The following is an 18,976-nucleotide window of genomic DNA, read 5'->3' as shown; positions in this document are numbered from 1 at the left end:
GGGAGGGGTTGCGGGGTCATGGTGACGAGATTGTCGGCACCCGACGCCTCCTATTACCACCTTGAGAACACGTCGACGCCGATGTACGTGGGGTCGTTGTCGATCCTGCGCAAGCCGCGCAACGGGCTGAGCTACGAAACGCTGCTCGAGACCGTCGAGCGAAGGTTGCCTCAGATCCCGAGGTACCGGCAGAAGGTCCGCGAGGTGGTCCTCGGGCTGGCCCGGCCGGTGTGGATCGACGACCGCGAATTCGACATCACGTATCACATCCGCCGCTCGGCACTCCCATCACCGGGCAGCGACGCGCAACTGCACGACCTGGTCGCGCGACTCGGGTCGCGGCCGCTCGACAAGTCCCGCCCGTTGTGGGAGATGTACCTCGTCGAGGGCCTGGCCAATAACCGCATTGCGATCTACACCAAGTCGCACCAGGCACTCGTCAACGGCATGAGTGCCCTGGAGATCGGGCACGTCATCGCCGACCGCACCCAGAAGTCCCCGCAGTTCGGAGAGGACATCTGGATTCCGGCGCGCGAGCCGAGCGATGCCCGATTGGTTCTCGGCGCCGTCGGCGAGTTCATCGCGCGTCCCGGCAGCCAGCTTGCATCGGCCCGGTCCGCCGTCATCGAGACAGTCACCAACACGGGCCATCTGGTCGAGGCGGGCCGCCGGTTCGCCGACGTCGCCAGGACGTTGGCCCGTGGCACCGCCCCGAGCAGTCCGCTCAACACCACCGTGTCCCGCAACCGGCGCTTCACCGTCGCGGGTCATCAACTGGAGGACTACCGCAGGCTGCGGGCGCGCTACGACTGCGACGTCAATGACGTCATCCTCGCGGTCATCGCCGGAGCGTTGCGCAACTGGCTGCTGTCGCGCGGCGAACCGGTCACCGCGACGTCGACGATCCGGGCGATGGTCCCCATGTCGGTGTACCCGCAAGCCGAGTTCGACGTGACGGGTCCGGGCCAGGCGATCAGCGAGGTGTGGCCCTTCCTGATCGATCTCCCCACGGGGGAGGGCAACGCCGTGGTGCGGCTGTCACAGATCGCCCACGCCACGGAATCGCATTCGACTGCCGCCAGCCTGGTCGACGCACGGACCATCGTCACGCTCTCCGGTTTTGCGCCACCGACGTTGCACGCCATGGGAACTCGGGTCGCCACCAGCTTCTCGGCACGACAGTTCAACCTTCTGATCACCAACGTGCCCGGCGCGCAGAAGCAGATGTACGTGGCCGGTACCAAGCTGTTGGAGACGTACTCCGTGCCGCCGTTGCTCAACAAGCAGGTGCTCGCGATTGGCGTGACGTCCTACAACGGGATGCTGTACTTCGGCATCAACGCCGACCGTGACGCGATGAGTGACGTCGACATGTTGCCCTCCCTGCTGCGCGAGTCGCTCGACGAATTGCTGGAGGCAGCGCAGTAAGTCGCATCGCACTACGATTCGGCGATGAGCAAGAGCAAGAGCAAGCCCCCGAAGGCCTCGGCAAAGAAGCCCAAGAGGGCGAAGATCGCCAACGACGTCTACGAAGCCGAACTGTTTCGGCTCCAAACGGAATTCGTCAAGCTCCAAGAGTGGGCGCGCCACACCGGGGCTCGCATCGCCGTCGTCTTCGAAGGTCGAGACGCCGCAGGCAAGGGCGGCACCATCAAGCGCATCACCGAGTATCTGAGCCCACGGGTCGCGAGGATCGCCGCCTTGCCCGCACCGACTGATAGGGAGCGCGGCCAGTGGTACTACCAGCGCTACGTGGCGCACCTGCCCGCGAAGGGGGAGATCGTGCTCTTCGACCGCTCCTGGTACAACAGGGCCGGCGTCGAGCAGGTGATGGGATTCTGTACGCCGCAGGAACATACGTTGTTCCTGCGCCAGACTCCGGTCTTCGAGCAGATGCTCCTCGAGGACGGAATCCTCCTTCGCAAGTACTGGTTCTCGGTGTCCGACGACGAGCAGCTGCGTCGGTTCAAGTCTCGGCGGAACGATCCGGTCCGTCAGTGGAAGCTGAGCCCGATGGACATGGAGTCGGTGTACCGCTGGGAGGACTATTCGCGGGCGAAGGATCAGATGATGGTCCACACCGACATTCCGCAGAGTCCGTGGTACGTGGTGGAGTCCGACGTCAAGAAACACGCCAGGCTGAACATGATGCACCACCTGCTGTCCACGATCGACTACCACGACGTCGAGCTTCCGAGAGTGGAGCTACCCGATCGGCACATCCCGAGCAGCACCTACGAGCGGCCGCCGCGTGCGCTGTCTACCTACGTCGACGATTACGTCGCGACGTTGACGGGGGACCGGGAGTAGGCCCGCTACTCTCGCCTGGTGCGTGTCTACATCCCCGCGACCCTGGCCATGCTGCAACGGCTCGTCGCCGATCAGTCGATGCACGCACTGAGCGGGACGGCGTTCGCCGTCACTCCGACTCTGCGCGAGTCCTACGCCGAAGGCGACGACGATGAACTCGCCGAGGTCGCGCTGCGCGAGGCGGCCATGGCATCACTGCGGCTGTTGTCGGCGGAGGGACCGAGCACCGAACTGCCGCTGCGGCGCGCGGTGCTCGTAGCCGACGTCGAGGGCGCAACCATCCGTCCCGATCTCGACGACGCCGTCGTGCGGCTGGCGGGCCCGATCGGCATGGGCGACGTGATCGCCGCCTATCTGGACAACGCGGCGGCCGAGCCCGCCGTCGAGGCCGCGATCGAGGTCGTGGATCTCGCTGACTTCGGCGACGAGGACGCCGAGCTCACCGTCGGCGATGCGCAGGATCACGACCTTGCCTGGTATGCCACCCAGGAGCTGCCGTTCCTGCTGGACCTGCTCTGAGGCCTCGAACGGTTCCGTAAGTTACGGTACCGTAGCTTGTTGTCCGCGAGACGTTTCGCGGCACCGGGGCAAGGTGAGCAGGAGCCGTCATGGCCAAGCACGAGATCAAGGTTGCGGCCAACGTGGCTGACACCATCCGCCCGACACTCGCAGGCGCCAAGCAACACCCGGCCTGGCAGGCTCTGCGCTCGGTGGCCCAGCGGATCACCACGCCGCTATTGCCGGACGACTACCTCAAGCTCGCCAACCCGCTGTGGTCCGCGCGTGAGCTGCGCGGGCGGGTGATGGAGGTGCGGCGCGAGACCGTCGACTCCGCGACGCTGGTGATAAAGCCGGGTTGGGGGTTTCACTTCGACTATGAACCCGGTCAGTACGTCGGTATCGGGGTGCTGGTGGACGGTCGCTGGCGGTGGAGGTCGTACTCGTTGACGTCGAGTCCCGTGACGCGCGCCAGATTGATCACCATCACCGTGAAGGCGATGCCCGAGGGCTTCTTGTCCAGCCACCTGGTGGGCGGCGTGACGCCGGGGACGATCGTGCGACTCGCCGCACCGCAGGGCAACTTCGTCATGGCCGACCCCGCGCCCGCGTCGGTGTTGTTCCTCACCGCGGGATCGGGCATCACACCGGTGATGTCCATGCTGCGCACACTCGCGCGCCGCGATCAGATCGGTGACGTCGTCCACGTGCACTCGGCGCCGACGGCGTCCGACGTCATGTTCGCCGACGAGTTGGCGCGGCTTCACGACGCGCACGAGGGTTACCGGCTGACCGTCCGTGCGACGCGGACCGAGGGTCGCCTCGACCTGACGACGCTGGCCGACACCGTGCCTGACTGGCGTGAGCGTCAGACGTGGGCCTGCGGTCCCGGGGGCATGCTCGACGACGCGCACCGCCTGTGGGGGTCGGCGGGGATGGCCGACCGTCTGCACCTGGAGAGGTTCGCCGCGTCACGCGGCGCGACGCGTGGCACCGGCGGCGCCGTGACGTTCGAACGAAGCGGCAAGACCGTCGAGGCCGACGCTGCGACGTCGCTGATGGACGCGGGCGAGCAGGTGGGCATCCAGATGCCCTTCGGCTGCCGGATGGGCATCTGCCAGTCATGTGTAGTCGGGCTGATTGACGGGCATGTAAGGGACCTACGGACGGGTGCCGAACACGAACCGGGAAGCCGGGTGCAGACCTGCATTTCCGCAGCTTCCGGCGATTGCGTGCTCGACGTCTAAGCTTTACTGGCTGGTAACCTACGGAAGCGTAGGTTACGGTAGCGTAGTTATCGAAGGAGGCTGAACGATGGCAATCACAGACGTACCGGCATTCGTGCACTTGACCGAAGCGGACATCGAGAATCTGGCGAATGAACTGGACACGATCCGCCTGGACATCGAAGACTCCCGCGGAGCACGTGACTCCAGGTACATCCGCCGTACCATCGCCGCGCAGCGCGCCCTCGAGGTCGCAGGCCGCGTGATGCTGGCCGCCGGCTCCCGACGGTCGGCTTGGTGGGCGGGCACTGCGACACTCGGTGTGGCCAAGATCATCGAGAACATGGAGATCGGCCACAACGTCATGCACGGCCAGTGGGACTGGATGAACGATCCCGAGATTCACTCCTCGACGTGGGAGTGGGACATGAGCGGGGCGTCCAAGCACTGGCGGTTCACCCACAACTTCATGCACCACAAGTACACCAACATCCTCGGTATGGACGACGACGTCGGCTACGGCGTCATCCGCGTCACGCGCGACGCCAAGTGGAAGCCGTTCAACCTATACGGCAACTTGCTGTTCAACACCCTTCTGGCCATCGGCTTCGAGTGGGGTGTCGGTCTTCAACATCTCGAGCTCGGCAAGATCTTCATGGGCCGCGACGACCGCAAGGAGACGCTCGAGCGCGTGCGTGAATTCGGCGTCAAGGCCGGCCGTCAGCTGGTCAAGGACTACGTGGCCTACCCGGCGATGACGTCACTGTCGCCCGGTGCCACCTACAAGTCCACGCTCACGGCCAATGCGGTGGCCAACGTCATCCGCAACGTCTGGGCGAACGCCGTGATCTTCTGCGGTCACTTCCCCGATGGGGCGGAGAAGTTCACCAAGACCGACATGGTGGGTGAGACCAAGGGTCAGTGGTACCTGCGGCAGATGTTGGGCAGCGCCAACTTCGAGGGCGGTCCCGCGCTTCGGTTCATGAGCGGCAACCTGAGCAACCAGATCGAGCACCATCTGTATCCGGATCTGCCGAGCAACCGGTTGCAAGAGATCAGCATCCGCGTCCGTCAGATCTGCGAGAAGTACGACCTGCCCTACACGACGGGCAACTTCGCAGTCCAGTACGGCAAGACGTGGCGCACCATCGCCAAGCTGTCGCTGCCGGACAAGTACCTGCGGGACACCGCCGACGACGCTCCGGAGACCCGTAGCGAGCGGATGTTCGAGGAGCTCGAATCCGACTTCGCCGCAACGGATCCCACCACTGGGCACCGTCGCGGTCTGAACACCGCGATCGCCACCGTGCGGTCGTGGCGACGTCAGCAGCGCGCTGCCAAGAAGGCCGGCCGCGAACTCGCTGCCTAGCTGCCAGAACTGCGGGGGGATCAGCGATCCCCCCGCAGTTTTGCCATGACGCCTAGTCGGGGATGTAGTCGAACGTGTCCGGGTTCGGGCCCGTCCGGCCGTCCTCACCCTTGTGGAGCGCCGTCAACGCGTCGACGTCGTGACCGCTCAGCTCGAAGTCGAACAACGCGAAGTTCTCCTCGATGCGCTCTGGCGTAACCGACTTCGGGAACACGATGTCGCCGCGCTGGACATGCCAGCGCAGAACCACCTGAGCCGGCGACTTGCCTGCCGCCTCGGCGATCTGGGTCACGACCGGATCGTCGAGCACCTTCCCCTGCGCGATGGGTGACCACGCCTCGACGGCGATCCCGTGCTCTCTGCAGTACTGACGAACCTCGTCGTTGACGAAGTAGGGATGCACCTCGATCTGGTTGACGGCGGGCACGGTGTCGGTCTCGTTCGCCAGCCGCTCGAGGTGGGCGACCTGAAAGTTCGACACCCCGATGCTGCGGGCGCGCCCGTCGCGTCGGAATTCCTCGAGGGTCTGCCACGTCGAGATGTAGTCACCGCCGTAGAGGGTGGGCAGTGGCCAGTGGATGAGGAAGAGGTCGACGTAGTCGAAGCCGAGCTTGCTCAGCGTCTCGTCGAAGGCCTTTCGCGCGGCATCGGACTCGTGAAACCCGTTGTTGAGCTTGCTGGTCACGAAGACGTCCGCGCGGTCCACGCCGGAATCCCGGACGCCTTGGCCGACGCCGGCCTCGTTCTGATACATCTCTGCGGTGTCGATGTGCCGATAGCCGATGTCCAGTGCGGTCTTGACCGCACCCGCGGTCTCGTCGGGATCGATCTGAAAGACGCCGAAGCCGAGTTGCGGAATGTGCGCGCCGGTGCTGAGTTCGATAGTTGGTACGTTCGTCATGAATGGGCCTCCTTTTGCGTTTTGCCCTTGGCAGCGTGCCCATTTCGACGCGAATGCAAACCGCGCTCACGTTCGGTCGCCGCGCGGTATCAGTCCGTGGTCATCGCGGTCAGCAGACGGCGCGCCGCGGCCACCCGGTCGGCGGCATGGCCGGTCAAGGTGTCCAGGGCGCATTCGGGATCTGCGGGGGGACCCATGTGACCGCAGCCGCGCGGACATTCCTCGATCGATTCGGCGAGATCGGAGAACGCCATCATGACGTCGGCGGGGGCGATGTGAGCCAGTCCGAACGACCGGATTCCCGGGGTGTCGATCACCCACCCCGAACCATGGAGCGGCAGGGCGACCGACTGTGTCGAGGTGTGCTTGCCCTTGCCGACGCCGGACACCACGCCGACGGCCCGATCAGCCTGAGGGACAAGGCGATTGACCATCGTGGACTTGCCGACCCCGGAGTGCCCGACCAGCACCGTCAGCTTGCCGACGAGAAGCTCGTCGACCACCTCGAGATCGTCGTCGCGGCCAGCGGTCACCACCGTCAGGTCCAGGCCGGCGAACTGCTCGGCGAACGCATCGGGGGGCGCCAGGTCCGTCTTCGTCAGGCACAGGATCGGCACGAGCCCACCGGCGTAGGCGGCGATCAGCGAGCGTTCCACGAAACCGGTGCGCGGCGGTGGATCCGCCAGCGCGACCACGATCAACAGCTGGTCGGCATTGGCGACCAAGACGCGTTCGGTCGGATCGGTGTCATCGGCGGTGCGCCGCAACACGGTTCGTCGTTCGCCGCGCCTCACTATGCGGGCCAGCGTGTCCGGCTGCCCGGAGAGGTCCCCGACGATGTCGACTTCGTCGCCGACCACGATCGGGGTGCGACCGAGTTCCCTGGCGCGCATCGCGGTGACGATCCGCTGCGGATCGCCGCCGAGCGCACAACCCCACCGCCCCCGGTCCACGGTCACGATCATTCCGGCTCGCGCATCGGCGTGCCGGGGGCGGGTCTTGGTGCGCGGCCGCGAACCCCGGCCCGGGCGCACCCGGACGTCGGACTCGTCGTACTCGTGCTCTCTCAAGGGTTCTCGGGCGCCTGCCCGATCAACATGTCCGCCCACATCCGTGGAAAGTCGGGCAGCGTCTTCGCGGTGGTGCCGATGTCCTCGACCTCGACGTGGGGCACCCGCAGTCCGATGATCGCGCCCGCCGTCGCCATGCGATGGTCGGCGTAGGACTTCCACACGCCGCCGTGCAGGGGTCCGGCCGTGATCGTCAGCCCGTCGGGCGTCTCCTCGCAGCGTCCGCCCAGGCCGTTGATCTCCGCGGTCAGCGCGGCCAGCCGGTCGGTTTCGTGCCCGCGTAGGTGGGCGATGCCGGTGAGGTGTGAGACGGAGCCGGGTGCGGCCAGCGCTGCGAGCGCCGCAACCGACGGTGCCAGTTCGCCGACGTCGTGCAGATCGGCGTCGAAGCCGTCGTACCCGTCCGGGCCCGTCACCTCGAGGTACGAATCACGTTGACGGACAGCCGATCCCGTCTGGGCGAGCAGGTCGAGGATGGTTTCCGACGGCTGCACGCTGACCCGTGGCCACCGCGCGATGCGCACGGTACCCGCGCTCACGACGGCGGCGGACAGGAAGGGGACCGCGTTGGACAGGTCGGGCTCGATCGCCCAGTGTCGCGCGGCGACCGGCCCCGGCCGGACTTCCCAGCGGTTCGGCGTCGCGTCGTCCACCGGCACGCCTGCGTCGCGCAACATCGACACCGTCATCGCCACGTGCGGCGCCGAGGGCACGGACTCGCCGGTGTGCACCACGGTCAGCCCGTCGTCGAACGTCGCACCCGACAACAGCAGCCCGGACACGAACTGCGAGGACGACGACGCGTCGATGCGCACGGTGCCACCCTTCACGGAACCCTCGCCGTGCACCAGGAATGGCATCGAGTCGCCGTCCAGGCGGACGCCGAGGCCGCGCAACGCGTCGAGCAGGGGCGCGATCGGACGGGACCGGGCCTGCTCGTCGCCGTCGAACGTGACCACTTCGCCGCCGAGCGCTGCGACCGGGGGGACGAACCGCAGCACGGTGCCCGCCAGGCCGCAGTCGACGTGCGCGTCGGCGGCGGGCGAGATGGCCCCGCTGACCGACAGTTCGGTGCTCGCGCCGTCGAGTGCCACGCCGAGCGTGCGGAGGGCGCCGATCATCAGGTCGGTGTCGCGACTGCGCAGCGCACCGCCGACCGTCGAGGTGCCCTGCGGGGTGGCCAACGCGGCGAGCACGAGCGCACGGTTGGTCTGGGACTTGGAACCGGGAACGTCGACTTCTGCGTGCACGGGCGTCGTCGTCGACGGTGCCTGCCACGTTGTCACGGTGTCCATCCTGCCTTGTCGGCACGTTCTGCCACCATGGGATATATGTGTGGGCGATTCGCGGTGACGACCGATCCGGCGCTGCTCGCCGAGAAGATCAAGGCGATCGACGAAGCAACCCCGGTCGAGAAGGACCCTCCGCAGCCGAACTACAACGTGGCGCCGACGACGACCATCAGTTCTGTGGTCAAGAGGCACGCCGAGCCCGACGACGAGTCGACCCGCCGGGTCCGGCTGATGAGGTGGGGACTGATCCCGCCGTGGGTCAAGACCGGGGCGGACGGTGGCCCGGACACCAAGGGGCCGCTGCTGATAAACGCCCGCGCCGAGACGGTCACCACGTCGGGCGCGTTCCGTGCCTCTGCCAAGGGCAAGCGGTGTCTGATACCGATGGACGGCTGGTACGAGTGGCGGCCAGGCGGGGAGAGCACAGCGGGGAAGAAGGCCCCCAAGACGCCGTTCTACATGTACGGCGCCGATGGCGAGCTGCTGTTCATGGGCGGGCTGTGGTCGACGTGGCGGCCCAAGGACGCACCCAGGGACGCGCCGCCGCTGCTCAGCTGCACCATCATCACCACCGACTCCGCAGGTCCACTGGCCGACATTCACGACCGCATGCCGCTGACCATCAGCGAGCGCGACTGGGACCGCTGGTTGGATCCGGACGCGCCGATCGACGAGGGTCTGCTGCGAGGCCACGGCGACCTCGACCGCATCGCAGTCCGCGAGGTGTCCCGACTGGTCAACAGCGTCCGCAACAACGGACCCGAGCTGATCGAACCCGTCGATGCGGAGCCCGAGCAGGCGACGCTTCTCTAGCGGCGGGTGGCGCTGACCACCACGTACGGAGTGTCGAAGCTGACCCCTGCGCCGTCGGTGTGCGGTGTGAGCGCGTCGCGGAAGGCGGCTTCGAGGCGTTCGCGCCGAGTCCCGTCGACGCGGCGGAAGACGTCGACGTGCATCGGTGATTCGTGCGCCAGAAAGTGCAGCGCGCCGTCCAGCGACGGAAACTGCCACGTGAACGTGCCGTCGTGGACGTCGAGGTCAGTGAAGCCATCGGCCAGGCGGCGCGCCACGGTGGTCGGGTCACCCCACTGGTCGGGGGTGAACCCAATCTTCGGCGGGGTGCCGAGCACCGCTACGATCGGGTCGAAGAAGGGATTGCTGCCAGCTCCGGACCCAAGAGGAGAAGGCAAGCACCCCATGTGGTTTCAGCAACCGGCTTATCTCGGCGACCTGCAGGTCTGGGTCGACGAAGATGATGCCCATGTTCGACACCACGGCATCGAACGTGCCTGCGGACAGTCCGGTGTGTGCGGCGTCGGCGGTCACCCAGTTCACCGTGTGGCCCGCGGCCTCGGCCTTCCGTTCGCCGATTGCGATCAGCTCGGGAGTCAGGTCGACGCCGGTGACCCGTGCGCCACGCACGGCCGCCGCCAGTGCGGCACTGCCGGTACCGCAGGCCAGGTCGACGAGGGTGGCCCCTCGAAGTGGATGGCGGCGGTCGGCCGCGCCGACGGTCTGCTCGGCGATGCCGGCGATGCGTTCGGCCACGGATTCGTAGCGACCACCCGCCCACGGGGAGGCGCCCACGAAGTCTCCTAGGGCCCCGTGTAACCCGGCGGGTTCGGGGTCTCGACCCACAGGTCGACCCCGAGCTCCGAACCGGGCACGCAGTCGTAGACCGAGAGGTCGGTGACGCCGGAATCGAACAGGACGTCTTCGCACAGCACCGTATTACCGGTGTATTCGCGTGCCGGCTTGTTGAAGATCACGTAGGCGGCGTCGGAGTAGACCTCGGGCTTGCGGGCACGGGCCATGGCCTCGTCGCCGCCGAGCAGGTTCCGCACGGCGGCGGTGGCCACCATCGTCCGTGGCCACAACGTGTTCGACGCGATCCCGTCGGCGCGCAGCTCCTCGGCCATGCCGAGCCCGCACAGCGTCATCCCGTACTTGGCCATCATGTACGCCGTCGGCTTGAGCCACTTCGACTCGAGCAGGATAGGCGGTGACAGCGTGAGGATGTGCGGGTTCTCCCGGCCCTTCATGTGCGGGATGCAGGCCTGCGACACGGCATAGGTACCGCGGACGTTGATGCCGTTCATGAGGTCGAACCGCTTGAGCGGCACCTCGGTGATGGACCCGAGGTTGATTGCTGAGGCGTTGTTCACGCAGACGTCGATGCCGCCGAACTGCGCAACCGCCTGCGCCACGGCGGATTCGACGGATTCACCGTCGCGGACGTCACCGAGGATCGGCAGGGCCTGGCCGCCGGCCTCCTCGATCTCCTTGGCCGCGGTGTAGATGGTGCCCTCGAGCTTGGGGTGCGGTTCGGCGGTCTTGGCGACCAACGCGACGTTGGCGCCGTCGGCGGCGACCCGCTTGGCGATCGCCAAGCCGATACCGCGGCTGGCGCCGGAGATGAACATCGTTTTACCGGAGAGCGACATGACCTCACCCTAGGACTGTCACACCGCCAGGATGTCGGCGGTCACCGCATTGGTGAGACGGACCAGATCCGCGGGCGCCAGCGCCACCTGCAGGCCGCGTTTCCCCGCGCTGCACAACACGCGGTCCCACGTCAGAACCGAGTCGTCGATCACCGTCGGCAGCGGCTTGCGCTGACCCAACGGCGAGATGCCTCCGATGACGTAGCCGGTCGACCTCTGGGCGGCGGCACGGTCGGCCATCTCGGCCCGGGGCACGCCCAGCGCGGAGGCGGCCGACTTGAGCGACAGTTTGGAGGGGACCGGAAGCACCGCGACGGCGAGTCCGCCGGGGAGGGCGACGACGAGTGTCTTGAAGACCTGTTCGGCGGACACCTCGGCGCTGGCCGCCAGCTCGGCAACCGCCTCCTCGCCGAAGGACTCGTTGCGCGGATCGTGGTGGTAACTCAGCACCTCGTGCGGTACGCCTGCCGTCACCAGCGCGGCGATCGCCGGGGTCGCTGCACGGGCCATCGGCTCACGATAGTGGCGATTGCCCTGGGAACAACCGTGCATGTCCGCGCTGTTGTTCTGCTGCGATGGGCGCCGAAGGGCGACCGTGTCGGTGTCAGCCATTAGGATCGAAGGAAGGAGACACCTCGGTGCCAACGCTCTGCCTGGAACGCCCGGTCGATTTGCCGGTTGTGTCTGACGGTGCCGCGAGAGAAGGGACGGTGTCGCTTCAGATGACCGATCTCGACGGAGCGACGCCCGCCGCGGCCGAAGAACCCGCAGTCGAAACCGATGCGGAGCTCACGGCGCGGTTCGAGCGCGACGCGATACCGCTGCTGGACCAGTTGTACGGCGGCGCTCTGCGCATGACCCGCAATCCAGCGGATGCCGAGGATCTTCTCCAGGAGACGATGGTCAAGGCCTACGCCGGTTTCCGGTCGTTCCGTGCGGGCACCAACCTCAAGGCGTGGCTGTATCGCATCCTGACCAACACCTTCATCAACAGCTACCGCAAGAAGCAGCGCCAACCAGCCGAGTATCCGACGGACGAGATCACCGACTGGCAGTTGGCCGCCAACGCGCAGCATTCGTCGACGGGGCTGCGGTCCGCCGAGGTCGAGGCGATGGAGGCCCTGCCCGACACCGAGATCAAGGCCGCCTTGCAGGCCCTGCCCGAAGATTTTCGGATGGCGGTGTACTACGCCGACGTCGAAGGCTTCCCGTACAAGGAGATCGCGGAGATCATGAACACTCCGATCGGGACGGTGATGTCCCGACTGCATCGCGGACGCAAGCAACTCCGTGAACTACTGGCCGACGTCGCGCGAGACCGCGGCTTCATTCGAGCTCAGAAACTCGACGAGCCCGAGGAGGTGTCCTCGTGAGCGACGAATTCTCGCGCGCCGAAGAGCACACGTTCCGTCCGCCGGTCGGCCCGGTCGACCCCGACCATCCAGAGTGCGCGTCGGTGATCGCCGAGGTGTGGACCCTGCTCGATGGCGAGTGCACCACGGAAACGCGTGACAAGCTGCGCCATCACCTTGAGGAATGCCCGACATGCCTGCGGCAGTACGGGGTCGAGGAGCGGGTGAAGCGCCTCATCGCCACCAAGTGCAGTGGCGACAAGGCACCGGATTCACTGCGGGCGCGGCTGCGCGTCGAGATCAGCCGCACCACCATCATCCGCGGTTAGCGAACTGCTTTCGAGCCGCAGTTGGGTCGCTTGCCGTGGTTGGCCTTCGTGTGCTTGCGGTCACGCTTCTTACGGCCACGCTTGGCCATGATGGTCCTCCATTGAGTCAATTGCTTGCTCGTCAGTGTCTCACGCTCGCGCCACTGCATTCCAATCCCGGCCGTGTGGTTCGATAGACCGGCAGACACCGCGTTGTGCCGTCGTGACGGGCGGCTCCAGGGGACGAGTGGGGTGAAGATGGCCGAGGATGTTCGCGCTGAGATCGTGGCCAGTGTGCTCGAGGTCGTGGTGAGCGAGGGCGATCACATCGGCGAGGGGGAGACCCTCGTACTCCTGGAGTCCATGAAGATGGAGATTCCGGTGCTTGCCGAAGTTGCCGGGACGGTGACCACGGTCAACGTTGCCGTCGGCGACGTGATTCAGGCCGGCGACCTCATCGCCGTGATCAGCTAGGACTCGGGCCGCTCGAGGCAACTCCCATGTCGACCCTCGGTGACCTGCTCGCCGAGCACACCATGTTGCCCGGCACGGCCGTCGACCACCTGCACGCCGTGGTGGGAGAATGGCAGCTCCTGGCCGATCTGTCCTTCGCCGACTACCTGATGTGGGTGCACCACGACGACGGCTCATTGGTGTGCGTCGCGCAGGTCCGTCCGAACACTGCACCTACCGTGCTGCTGGCCGACGCGGTGGGGACGGTCAACACCGCAGGCGACATGCCGGTGGTCGTCGAGGCCTTTCAGTCCGGTCACATCGGCCGCGGAAGCGATGCGGCACAGGCGAATTCGCAGGAGGGCCGATGGCTCAACGTCGAAGCCGTCCCCGTCAGGCACGGCAATCACGTCGTCGCGGTCCTGACACATCAGACCGCGTTGGCCGACCGGCGCAAGGCCAGTCCGTTGGAGCGTGCGTACCTGGACTGTGCCGCCGACCTGTTGCACATGCTGTCCGAGGGCACCTTCCCCAACGTGGGTGACCTCGCGATGTCGCGGTCGAGCCCCCGAGTGGGCGACGGCTTCATCCGGCTCGACGTGGGCGGCCACGTGAGCTTCGCCAGTCCCAACGCGATCTCGGCCTACCACCGGATGGGCCTGAACGCCGAGCTCGAGGGCCACAACTTGGTCACCGTCACCCGGCCGCTGATCTCGGACCCCTTCGAGGCGCAGGAACTGGCCAATCACGTGCGTGATTCGCTCTCGGGGGGATCGAGCATGCGAATGGAGGTCGACGCCGGGGGGGCGGCGGTGCTGCTCCGCACGCTGCCGATGGTGGTCAACGGCGAGCCGGCGGGCGCCGCCTTGCTGATCCGCGACGTGACCGAGGTCAAGCGACGTGACCGCGCGCTCTTGTCCAAGGACGCGACCATCCGCGAGATCCACCACCGAGTGAAGAACAATCTTCAGACCGTCGCCGCGCTGCTTCGGCTGCAGGCCAGACGTACGAACAACGCCGAGGGGCGGGACGCGCTGATCGAGTCGGTGCGGCGGGTGTCGTCGATCGCGCTGGTGCACGATGCGCTGTCGATGTCGGTCGACGAGGAGGTCAACCTCGACGAGGTCGTCGACCGGATCGTCCCGATCATGAACGACGTCGCGTCAGTGGGCAGACCCGTCCGGATCCACCGGGTCGGCGAACTGGGAGTGCTCGACGCGGACCGGGCCACCGCGCTGGTCATGGTCATCACCGAACTGGTGCAGAACGCGATCGAGCACGCCTACGACTCCGTTTCGGAGAACGGGAGCGTCACGATCCGGGCCGAGCGTTCCGCCCGCTGGCTCGACGTCGTCGTGCACGACGACGGCCGCGGCCTGCCCGAGGGGTTCAGCCTGGAGAAGTCGGACAGCTTGGGCTTGCAGATCGTGCGGACGTTGGTGGCCGCCGAGTTGGACGGTTCGTTGGGTATGCATGCCGTGCCCACCGGCGGTACCGACGTCGTGCTGCGGGTGCCGATCGGTCGGCGTGGGCGTTCGGCGCAGTAACACGTTGGTAAACGGCGGGAAACAGCCACCAACCGCAAAAAAATTCACGGCCCCGGCGAATGCCGAGGCCGTGAATCGTGCGATGTGTTGGGCTAGACGCCCGTGCGAGCCCTCGTCCGCGCGTTGCGGCGCTTGAGTGCGCGACGCTCGTCCTCGCTCATTCCGCCCCAGACGCCCGCATCCTGACCGGAGTCCAAAGCCCAGCTCAGGCACTCCGTAGTGACCGGGCAGCGGTTGCAGACGATCTTTGCATCAGCGATTTGGGCGAGTGCCGGGCCGCTGTTCCCCACGGGGAAGAACAGTTCCGGATCCTCGTCACGACAGACCGCCTTGTGCCGCCAATCCATAGTTACAACTCCTCTTCGTGTGCGCAGCAAGGCGCACGAGCTTTTCTTCGGCTGTTAACGCGTGCACGTCAAATGTTTCTGCACTGTTGCAATCGATGCTTCCACAGGCTGAACAGATGTCAATAGAGGCGCGTTAACACGTGGGCAATGTCACTGCGGGACCGCGTTACCGATCCCCTCATCCGTTTGTACTACACTCAAGCCACTTACGCCCGAAATACCTGCACTTCACAGGGAAGTGGCAGCTCAAGGCGTTTTTCTTGGCGGTGCCACCACGCCGATGGCATCCCGGACGGCCGTGAACGTCATCCTTTCGCGCTGGCCGACGTAATCTCCGTCGATCTGACAGCTCACGGGCGTGTCGGCGGTCACCCTCACCCACGGCACGTCGTCGTCGCGGACCAGATGCTTGGCGTCGAGGCGCGGTTTCTTGGACAACATCTGGCGCACCAGTCCCAGATTCGCCCACACGTTCATGCTCGTCGTGGCGAACACCCCCAACCCCGTCTCGAAGGTGGTCGACGGGTTGGTCCAGACCGGCCGTGCGTTGGCGTAGGTCCACGGACTGGAGTTCGACACCAACGCGAAGTGCACGCCGACAACGGGATCGCGGCCGGGGAGCTCCAGGGTCAACGTCGGTTCCTTGCAGGCGCTGGCCAGCACGGCGCGGGTCGCCACCCGCATGTAGCGGGCGGCGGTGACCTTGCGCCCCTTCTCCCGCTGAGCCTCGACGGAGGCCACGACGTCACCGTCGACGCCCATCCCTGCGGTGAAGACGCCCCACCGGTCGCCGCAGTCCATCAGGCCGATGCGGCGCCACTTGCCGCCACGGCGGTATGCGCCCAGGAGGTCGACGAGTTGGTTGGTCGCGTCGATGGGATCGGGGCTGATGCCCAGGGCGCGGGCGAAGACGTTGGCCGATCCGCCCGGCACCACCGCGATCGCCGGTCCGCGCTTCGGCGGGGCCTGCCCACAGTCGCCGAGAATGCCGTTGACCACTTCGTTCACCGTGCCGTCGCCGCCGTGCACGATGACCACGTCGACACCGTCGCGCGTCGCGTCCCTGGCGATCTCGATCGCGTGGCCGCGGTGGTCGGTGTGCGCGACGGTCAACTTGACGCGGCTCTCCAACGCATGCGCAAGCAGGTCACGTCCCGCGGGAGTGGTCGACGTGGCGTTGGGGTTCACGATGAGGACGGCACGCACGGGGCTCAACCCTATCCGCACGCTCGCCGGTCGCACCCTTCCCGCATACCCCGCCGAGGCGCTCTACGCTCAACTGTGTGATCGTGCCCTCGCCGTCCACCGTCCGTCAGGCGGCCGCCGTGGTGACGCTGGAGGGCGTCGTACTGGTGGTCGTGGCCATGGTTCTCGTCGTAAGGGCGCTCGGAGGCGCTCACGAGAAGGCGATCAGCGGGTACGGCACCGCTGGCTGGTTCGTCGTCATGGGCAGCGTCCTCATCGCCGCCGGGTGGGCCTTGTGGACGGGCAGACGCTGGGGCCGCGGTATCGCGGTGTTCGCGCAACTCTTGCTGCTCCCCGTGGCGTGGTACATCGCCGTGGGCTCTGCGCAGTGGTCCTACGGCGTGCCCGTTGCGGTCGTCGCCGCCGTCGCGCTGGTCCTGCTGTTCAGCCCGTCGGCGGTGGAGTGGCTCGGTCAGGATTCGGCGAGCGCGGACAACTCGTCGCCGGACACCCGGTAGGTGATCCACTCCGTCTGCGGGTGGCCGCCGACGGAGTCGTACAGGGCGATCGCGTTGGAGTTCCAGTCGAGCACGGCCCACGTCAGCCGGGTGTAGCCCTTCGTGACGCATTCGCGGGCCAGCGTCGACAGCAGTGCCCGGGCCAGGCCGTGGCGGCGGAACGCGGGCCTGACGAACAGATCCTCCAGGTAGATGCCCGCCACGCCGTCCCAGGTGGAGAAGTTGTAGAACCACAGCACCATCGCCGCGGGCTCACCGTCGACCTCGGCTAGGCACGCCTGGACGCTGGCGGGCTCGCCGAACAGCGCTTGGTGCAACTGGGCTCCGGTCACCGTGCACTCTTCCAGCGCGTGCTCGAAGTCGGCCAGTTCGCGCACCATGGCGACCAGCTCGGTCTCGTCGCCGGGGCGGGCCCGGCGGATGTTCACGGTCACGTGCTCACTCCCATCGCGGTCAGGATGGTTCGGAACTTCGTATTCGTCTCGGCCACTTCATCATCGGGATCGGACTCGGCGACGATGCCGCCGCCGGACCTGGCCTCGGCGGTGCGACGGTCGGCAGAGAGTTCGGCGCACCGGATGGAGACCACCCACGTGCCGTCACCGTTGCCGTCGCACCACCCGACGGCTCCGGCGTAGAAGCCGCGATCGCCTTCGAGGCTCTCGATGAGGTCGACGGCATCCGCGGTGGGCACTCCGCCGACGGCCGCGGTGGGGTGCAGCGCGACCGCGAGATCCAAGGCGGTGGTGGATGAGTCGCGTAGACGACCGGTGATCGGCGTGCTCAGGTGCCACACGGCAGACGTGCTGCTGAGCTCCGGTGTCGACGCGATGTCCAGGTCGACGCACAGCGGTTGCAACGCCGCACGCATCTGGTCGACCACCAGTTGATGCTCACGCAGGTTCTTCGCCGAGTCTGCCAGCGCAGCACCGCTGGCCCGGTCCGCCGCGGGGTCGGCCGAGCGTGGCGCCGACCCCGCGAACGGCCTGCAGGTCAGCACGTCGCCGCGGCGTGCCACCAGCAACTCGGGGCTGGCACCGACAAGCGCGGTGCCCGCATGTTCGCCACCCGCCGCGCTGAGATCCACGAAATACGTTGTAACCGAGTGGTCCTCGGCCAACCGGCCCACGATGGCCACCACGTCGAGTGCGTCGTCCGCGACGAGTCGCAGCGCCCGCGCGAGCACCACCTTGTGCAGCGCGGAGTCGGGGTCGCGCAGCCGCTCGAGCGCCGCGGCGATGCGGGCCCGGTGTTCGGCGGGCGCGGGCACGGTCTCGGTGATGCGTACGGCGGGCATGGTCCGTGGCGTCCAGTCGGGCAGCGTGTCGGTGAAGCGAACGCGACCGGGCCGCATCAGTGCCGTCGGGCGGGTGACGTCGAAGGGCAAGGCGCCCAGAATGATCGGCGCCTCACCGGAGGCGAGGGCCGCCTGCGCGTCGCTCAATCGCGGGTACGCGGTGCCCACTCCCTCGGCGACGACGACACCGTCCCGCCCGGCAAGGAGGAAGGACGGCTCGACGGTCACCGGGGCAGGCACGGATTGACGTGTCCGGAGAGGCCGAGTGCAGTGATCTGACGGACGCCGTGTTCGTAACCGCAGACCGCGAGCGACGCCGCAGCCATGGAGAACCGAATGCCCTCGTACAGCGGCTGTTCGATCCAGCGGGTGAGCATCGAGCGCGAGAAGTGGCCATGGCCGACGAACACCACGTCCCGCGACTGCATGTGCCCCAGCGCCATCGCGATGGCCCCGTCGGCGCGCTGGGAGACCTGCGCGACCGTCTCGCCACCCGGGCACCCGTGCGTCCAGACCAGCCAATCGGGCACCGCCTTGCGGATGTCGTCGGTGGTGGTCCCTTCATAGTCCCCGTAGTCCCATTCGGCCAGGAGGCCGGACACCTCGTCGACCTTCAGGCAGGCCAGTTCGGCGGTGACCAGCGCGCGGTGTCTCGGGCTGCTGATCACGAACGGGTCGCGCAGTTGCAGGTTCGCCATTGCCGCGGCCGCCAGCCGGGCCTGTTCGCGGCCCTCGTCGGTGAGGTCGAGTTCGGTGCGGCCTGTGTGTTGACCCGTCTTCGACCACTCGGTCTCACCGTGTCGGAGCAGTATGAGGCGGTGCCGTTCGGAACCCACCCCGGCGATTCTGCCTCGTGACG

The 18,976-nt window shown here is 67.0% G+C and carries 24 protein-coding genes; 11 read left to right on the top strand and 13 right to left on the bottom strand.

Annotation, left to right across the window (positions count from 1 at the left end; all coding sequences use genetic code 11):
* Positions 1 to 18: 18 nt before the first annotated feature.
* From VET27_RS15040 to VET27_RS15020, 5 genes are all read left to right on the top strand, one after another.
* Positions 19 to 1,428: a WS/DGAT/MGAT family O-acyltransferase gene (locus VET27_RS15040; RefSeq protein WP_526519430.1), complete on the top strand. Its 1,410-nt coding sequence runs from the start codon at positions 19 to 21 to the stop codon at positions 1,426 to 1,428.
* 24 nt (positions 1,429 to 1,452) lie between these two features.
* A complete protein-coding gene (ppk2, locus tag VET27_RS15035) occupies positions 1,453 to 2,310 on the top strand; it encodes a polyphosphate kinase 2 (RefSeq protein WP_526519428.1) in 858 nt (285 codons plus the stop codon).
* A 15-nt stretch (positions 2,311 to 2,325) separates the two neighbouring features.
* Entirely contained in the window at positions 2,326 to 2,829 is a 504-nt protein-coding gene (locus VET27_RS15030; RefSeq protein WP_526519533.1) for a DUF6912 family protein, read from the top strand.
* Between the two features lie 89 nt (positions 2,830 to 2,918).
* On the top strand, positions 2,919 to 4,055 hold the full coding sequence (locus tag VET27_RS15025; RefSeq protein WP_526519426.1) for a ferredoxin reductase: 1,137 nt from the start codon (positions 2,919 to 2,921) through the stop codon (positions 4,053 to 4,055).
* Positions 4,056 to 4,122: 67 nt separating this feature from the next.
* Entirely contained in the window at positions 4,123 to 5,403 is a 1,281-nt protein-coding gene (locus VET27_RS15020) for a fatty acid desaturase family protein (RefSeq protein WP_526519424.1), read from the top strand.
* Between the two features lie 52 nt (positions 5,404 to 5,455).
* On the opposite strand, the gene VET27_RS15015 is transcribed toward VET27_RS15020, so the two are convergent.
* From VET27_RS15015 to aroA, 3 genes are all read right to left on the bottom strand, one after another.
* Positions 5,456 to 6,304: an aldo/keto reductase gene (locus VET27_RS15015; protein ID WP_526519422.1), complete on the bottom strand. Its 849-nt coding sequence runs from the start codon at positions 6,302 to 6,304 to the stop codon at positions 5,456 to 5,458.
* A gap of 89 nt (positions 6,305 to 6,393) precedes the next feature.
* A complete protein-coding gene (gene rsgA, locus VET27_RS15010) occupies positions 6,394 to 7,374 on the bottom strand; it encodes a ribosome small subunit-dependent GTPase A (RefSeq protein ID WP_526519419.1) in 981 nt (326 codons plus the stop codon).
* Positions 7,371 to 8,669: a 3-phosphoshikimate 1-carboxyvinyltransferase gene (aroA, locus tag VET27_RS15005; RefSeq protein ID WP_526519417.1), complete on the bottom strand. Its 1,299-nt coding sequence runs from the start codon at positions 8,667 to 8,669 to the stop codon at positions 7,371 to 7,373. The genes rsgA and aroA overlap by 4 nt, the downstream gene beginning before the upstream one ends.
* Before the next feature lie 36 nt (positions 8,670 to 8,705).
* On the opposite strand from aroA, the gene VET27_RS15000 reads away from it, so the two are divergent.
* Complete coding sequence (locus VET27_RS15000) at positions 8,706 to 9,479, top strand: SOS response-associated peptidase (RefSeq protein ID WP_526519531.1); 774 nt, start codon at positions 8,706 to 8,708, stop codon at positions 9,477 to 9,479.
* On the opposite strand, the gene VET27_RS14995 is transcribed toward VET27_RS15000, so the two are convergent.
* Genes VET27_RS14995 through VET27_RS14980 form a run of 4 tightly spaced genes read right to left on the bottom strand, consistent with a single transcriptional unit; the run spans position 9,476 to position 11,620 of the window.
* Positions 9,476 to 9,736: a hypothetical protein gene (locus VET27_RS14995; RefSeq protein ID WP_526519415.1), complete on the bottom strand. Its 261-nt coding sequence runs from the start codon at positions 9,734 to 9,736 to the stop codon at positions 9,476 to 9,478. The genes VET27_RS15000 and VET27_RS14995 overlap by 4 nt on opposite strands.
* Positions 9,737 to 9,746: 10 nt before the next feature.
* Positions 9,747 to 10,253 carry a class I SAM-dependent methyltransferase gene (locus tag VET27_RS14990; protein WP_526519413.1) on the bottom strand — a complete coding sequence of 169 codons (507 nt, stop codon included), beginning with the start codon at positions 10,251 to 10,253 and terminating at the stop codon, positions 9,747 to 9,749.
* 8 nt (positions 10,254 to 10,261) lie between these two features.
* On the bottom strand, positions 10,262 to 11,110 hold the full coding sequence (locus tag VET27_RS14985; protein WP_526519411.1) for an SDR family oxidoreductase: 849 nt from the start codon (positions 11,108 to 11,110) through the stop codon (positions 10,262 to 10,264).
* An 18-nt stretch (positions 11,111 to 11,128) separates the two neighbouring features.
* Positions 11,129 to 11,620 carry an aminoacyl-tRNA deacylase gene (locus VET27_RS14980; protein WP_526519409.1) on the bottom strand — a complete coding sequence of 164 codons (492 nt, stop codon included), beginning with the start codon at positions 11,618 to 11,620 and terminating at the stop codon, positions 11,129 to 11,131.
* Between the two features lie 212 nt (positions 11,621 to 11,832).
* Between VET27_RS14980 and VET27_RS14975 the strand changes: the two genes are divergently transcribed.
* Positions 11,833 to 12,483 carry a sigma-70 family RNA polymerase sigma factor gene (locus tag VET27_RS14975; RefSeq protein ID WP_526519529.1) on the top strand — a complete coding sequence of 217 codons (651 nt, stop codon included), beginning with the start codon at positions 11,833 to 11,835 and terminating at the stop codon, positions 12,481 to 12,483.
* Positions 12,480 to 12,791 carry a mycothiol system anti-sigma-R factor gene (rsrA, locus tag VET27_RS14970; protein WP_526519407.1) on the top strand — a complete coding sequence of 104 codons (312 nt, stop codon included), beginning with the start codon at positions 12,480 to 12,482 and terminating at the stop codon, positions 12,789 to 12,791. The genes VET27_RS14975 and rsrA overlap by 4 nt, the downstream gene beginning before the upstream one ends.
* On the opposite strand, the gene VET27_RS14965 is transcribed toward rsrA, so the two are convergent.
* The gene (locus VET27_RS14965; RefSeq protein WP_372510120.1) at positions 12,788 to 12,880 is read right to left on the bottom strand and encodes a 50S ribosomal protein bL37; all 93 of its coding nucleotides are present in this window, start codon (positions 12,878 to 12,880) and stop codon (positions 12,788 to 12,790) included. The genes rsrA and VET27_RS14965 overlap by 4 nt on opposite strands.
* 148 nt (positions 12,881 to 13,028) lie before the next feature.
* Here VET27_RS14965 and VET27_RS14960 point away from each other — a divergent pair, with 148 nt between their 5' ends.
* Together VET27_RS14960 and pdtaS are read left to right on the top strand one after the other, a co-directional pair.
* A complete protein-coding gene (locus tag VET27_RS14960; RefSeq protein ID WP_140691302.1) occupies positions 13,029 to 13,244 on the top strand; it encodes a biotin/lipoyl-binding carrier protein in 216 nt (71 codons plus the stop codon).
* A gap of 26 nt (positions 13,245 to 13,270) precedes the next feature.
* Positions 13,271 to 14,770: a two-component system sensor histidine kinase PdtaS gene (gene pdtaS / locus VET27_RS14955; protein WP_526519404.1), complete on the top strand. Its 1,500-nt coding sequence runs from the start codon at positions 13,271 to 13,273 to the stop codon at positions 14,768 to 14,770.
* 92 nt (positions 14,771 to 14,862) lie between these two features.
* Here the strand turns inward: pdtaS and whiB1 are convergent, their stop codons facing one another.
* The gene (gene whiB1 / locus VET27_RS14950; RefSeq protein WP_526519402.1) at positions 14,863 to 15,117 is read right to left on the bottom strand and encodes a transcriptional regulator WhiB1; all 255 of its coding nucleotides are present in this window, start codon (positions 15,115 to 15,117) and stop codon (positions 14,863 to 14,865) included.
* 246 nt (positions 15,118 to 15,363) lie between these two features.
* Positions 15,364 to 16,323 (bottom strand): diacylglycerol/lipid kinase family protein, encoded by a 960-nt coding sequence (locus VET27_RS14945; protein WP_526519400.1) that lies wholly within the window; start codon positions 16,321 to 16,323, stop codon positions 15,364 to 15,366.
* Between the two features lie 77 nt (positions 16,324 to 16,400).
* Between VET27_RS14945 and VET27_RS14940 the strand changes: the two genes are divergently transcribed.
* The gene (locus tag VET27_RS14940; RefSeq protein WP_526519398.1) at positions 16,401 to 16,820 is read left to right on the top strand and encodes a hypothetical protein; all 420 of its coding nucleotides are present in this window, start codon (positions 16,401 to 16,403) and stop codon (positions 16,818 to 16,820) included.
* Here the strand turns inward: VET27_RS14940 and VET27_RS14935 are convergent.
* From VET27_RS14935 to VET27_RS14925, 3 genes are read right to left on the bottom strand one after another with little or no spacing between them, the layout of a single operon-like run.
* On the bottom strand, positions 16,775 to 17,254 hold the full coding sequence (locus VET27_RS14935; RefSeq protein ID WP_526519396.1) for a GNAT family N-acetyltransferase: 480 nt from the start codon (positions 17,252 to 17,254) through the stop codon (positions 16,775 to 16,777). The two genes, VET27_RS14940 and VET27_RS14935, sit on opposite strands and share 46 nt — an antisense overlap.
* Positions 17,251 to 18,345, bottom strand: a complete 1,095-nt coding sequence (locus tag VET27_RS14930) for an isochorismate synthase (RefSeq protein ID WP_526519527.1) — start codon at positions 18,343 to 18,345, stop codon at positions 17,251 to 17,253. The genes VET27_RS14935 and VET27_RS14930 overlap by 4 nt, the downstream gene beginning before the upstream one ends.
* Positions 18,342 to 18,953: an acid phosphatase gene (locus VET27_RS14925; protein WP_526519394.1), complete on the bottom strand. Its 612-nt coding sequence runs from the start codon at positions 18,951 to 18,953 to the stop codon at positions 18,342 to 18,344. The genes VET27_RS14930 and VET27_RS14925 overlap by 4 nt, the downstream gene beginning before the upstream one ends.
* Positions 18,954 to 18,976: the final 23 nt, after the last annotated feature.

The organism is Mycobacterium sp. (genome assembly GCF_035633495.1).
Classification (GTDB): domain Bacteria; phylum Actinomycetota; class Actinomycetes; order Mycobacteriales; family Mycobacteriaceae; genus Mycobacterium.
Note: the sequence above shows the minus strand (reverse complement) of the source record. Positions and strands in the feature narration are given on the sequence as shown.